The 2,700-nt window shown below is 42.9% G+C and carries 3 protein-coding genes; 1 reads left to right on the top strand and 2 read right to left on the bottom strand.

Going from position 1 to position 2,700, the window contains the following annotated elements; translation table 11 throughout:
• Positions 1 to 296, bottom strand: a 296-nt coding sequence (locus VIM91_RS09690; protein WP_331864623.1) for a helix-turn-helix transcriptional regulator, incomplete at its 3' end; no start/stop codon positions are given.
• 223 nt (positions 297 to 519) lie between these two features.
• On the opposite strand from VIM91_RS09690, the gene VIM91_RS09685 reads away from it, so the two are divergent.
• Positions 520 to 1,386 (top strand): hypothetical protein, encoded by an 867-nt coding sequence (locus VIM91_RS09685; protein ID WP_331864622.1) that lies wholly within the window; start codon positions 520 to 522, stop codon positions 1,384 to 1,386.
• 196 nt (positions 1,387 to 1,582) lie between these two features.
• On the opposite strand, the gene VIM91_RS09680 is transcribed toward VIM91_RS09685, so the two are convergent.
• Entirely contained in the window at positions 1,583 to 2,668 is a 1,086-nt protein-coding gene (locus VIM91_RS09680; RefSeq protein WP_331864621.1) for a DUF3466 family protein, read from the bottom strand.
• Positions 2,669 to 2,700 lie beyond the last annotated feature (32 nt).

The following is a 2,700-nucleotide window of genomic DNA, read 5'->3' as shown; positions in this document are numbered from 1 at the left end:
TTTGCTTTTGCACGGCATCGTCCGGAGGCCATTCCATATGCGAGTATCATCTCGGCAAGATCATTCTCATCGGCGTAGAGATATGTTACGGGTATTTCTAGCGCTTCTGACAGACGACGTGCGGTCAAATAATCTGGAACGTGTTTCCCTCGCTCGTACTGATTGACTCTAGCACTTGCACTAAACTCATCGATTCCTGCTCTTACGCCTAATTCCTTCTGAGAAATATTTAGCCGAAGTCGTGCTTCTCTGAGTCTTTTTCCAATTGGCGAATTATTCTGCATCTCTTTTCCCACAATGGCATCCATGATGTGGGCTAAGAGAATCTTAGTATTTTGCTTGATTGGATACTAAGGTTTCCTTAGTATTGCAGCTGCCTAGACCAGCATTCTTTCTGTAAACGTCTGATTATCTAGGACCGGAAACACGGGCAATAAGAGTGGAGCCAACCCTAGATATCTGTCTCATACAAAAGAGTGGATTTTTGCCACAAGTTGCCAGCGTTCAGGATGTGATGAGATGCGCCGTGATAATGAGAAATTATTAAAGCATGAGTATCACAAGTTGCTTGAGCAAGTGTGCCGAGTGTCACGTGAAAATGCCGTACAAATCGGAGAACTATCCCTCTGGAACGCCGTTCATCTTAGCGCATTGGCTCGTGTGGCACTTGATGAAAACACGGACCAAATATCGCCTCTTTATCTTCACGATAATTATCTATGCTGTAAACAAGATCGAGCAGAATCTGCGATATTGAAGTTATACAGCGATGAGTTAATAGACATTTCGTCTCGAAGTGACCCCAGCGCATTCAATATTAATGGCAATGGAGAAATTGAATTTTATATCGATATTGTGCGCTGGAAATTAACTATCGGCAGGAGTTCAGATGAAAACATCACAATATTGCAGGAGCTTGAGAAACTCTTATGCAATAAGGATATGTGGCCATCACAATGGAAAAGCCAAGTAACTGACCTTTGGCTCGAACTAGCACTCGACGAAGTGCTTGCTTATCTAGAAATATGCCTTCTTGATCACCACTTAGAAGCACGATTCGGAGAAAAAACTACGCGCGTGTTTTTGAATATTCTAGAACGATTCCCAATTAATAAGGTATACAATTTCATATGGGGCTCGGTTAAGGATGCAGTTGCATATCAAGTGCGGACAGGCGTGCCTGATCGACAGGCAGCAAATTCAGTAGTCGGGATCTGTCAGAATCGCGCTGAACGGGCCCTTACAGAAGGATGGGAAGTAAAATCATACCGGCGTAACTATCGCATTCCGCAGTCAGTTCGAACTAGTTATTTTTCAAATGTTGTAACCAGTCTAGGAGAAGACTTTTTCGCCCAGATACCTGGTTCATCGTTAGATCCCCCTTGATTGCCGCCAGAGCCACCTTGGACTTGAATTCAGGCTAATGGGTACGTCTCTTTCGTCTTATTTCTGCTCTCCAGAGCCTGCTACTCAAGATGGGATGACGTCGACGTCGCACTTCTGATCATCAGGTGGTGGGCGATGAAATAGTTTCGTTCGCTGAGCGCGGGCTGATGTAGCGCAGCTACTCTAACAGAAATATTTATGATTTTCTTCTGCGCCTGGATATGCCAATAATCCCAACCAAGCCAGAACCAAATAACCAAATAGCTGATGTTATAGGAACAGGTGTTACAACGAATGCGTGATAAGAACCATCTAAATATCCTGTTCCAAATATTTCCCCATTATTATTAATCGTGTAAGTATTCAGCGAACCCCATCCATAGCTTTCGCAATTCACTAATCCGCATAGTGAAAACATTTCTCCATCTCTGTATAAGAATGCCTCCCCAATATTTTTGGAATTCTCTGCCCAGCCTACGACTTGGTTCATGCTGTTTATTGAATATGCTTGGCTTTGGAACCCTCCTAATGTACCAAGATCCGACATTACACCATCTTTCCAGATGAATGCATGTCTATATCCTTGTAATGTTTCAGCTCCTCCAACTACTGCCCCTAGATCATTAATATGAATTGCCCAGCTATGGTTACCCCCTAATGTGCCTAGATCTTGAATTTCACTGCCAGAACCTATGAAGGCATGAGTGCTTTCAACAGAAGCTGAGCTTGTCCCTACAAATTGGCCGAGATTGTTTATTGCAAAAGGCTCTATATGTTTTCCATTGAGCCCCATTAGCTGTTCCATTACTCCATTTTCATAGATAAATCCTCGTGTTTCTCCTTTTGACGTATGCATAGTTCCAACTACAACACCACTATCATTGATGTCCCTGCCTCCACTACTCTCGTGTCCTTCCAGAACACCAAGATCAGTAAATGTTCCGTTATCCCACACGAATGCACGACTACGAATAGTGCTATAATAAGAAATGTCTGATGAGCCAGTTACCTGGTTACTAGAGTTTATTCCTCTAGCGGAAGATGTGTAGTAATTTATATTTTCCAAATTCCCTATATTTGAAAAATTCGCACCATCAAAATACATTGCCGTAGTATTTCCGTGATAGGCGGTCATCTGCCCGGTCGCAGAACCCGAATCATTAGAGTCGAATATTGAAGCAGGCCAACCAACCCAACCAAGATCAGTAATCGAATAAGACGACGCCCAGCAAAGCTGCGGAAAAAGAATGAGGATTTTAAGTAGATTGATAGGCGTTTTCATGATGATGGCCTTTTCTTATGCTTATAAAATGG

Source organism: Thiomicrospira sp., assembly GCF_036568485.1.
In the GTDB taxonomy this organism is placed as follows: domain Bacteria; phylum Pseudomonadota; class Gammaproteobacteria; order Thiomicrospirales; family Thiomicrospiraceae; genus Thiomicrospira.
This window is presented reverse-complemented; position numbering and strand designations above follow the sequence as displayed.

What these genes read in the sequence shown, in the direction of transcription:
- VIM91_RS09680 (WP_331864621.1), bottom strand. Translation starts at nt 2,668, where the DNA reads ATGAAAACGCCTATCAATCTACTTAAAATCCTCATTCTTTTTCCGCAG.
- VIM91_RS09685 (WP_331864622.1), top strand. Translation starts at nt 520, where the DNA reads ATGCGCCGTGATAATGAGAAATTATTAAAGCATGAGTATCACAAGTTG.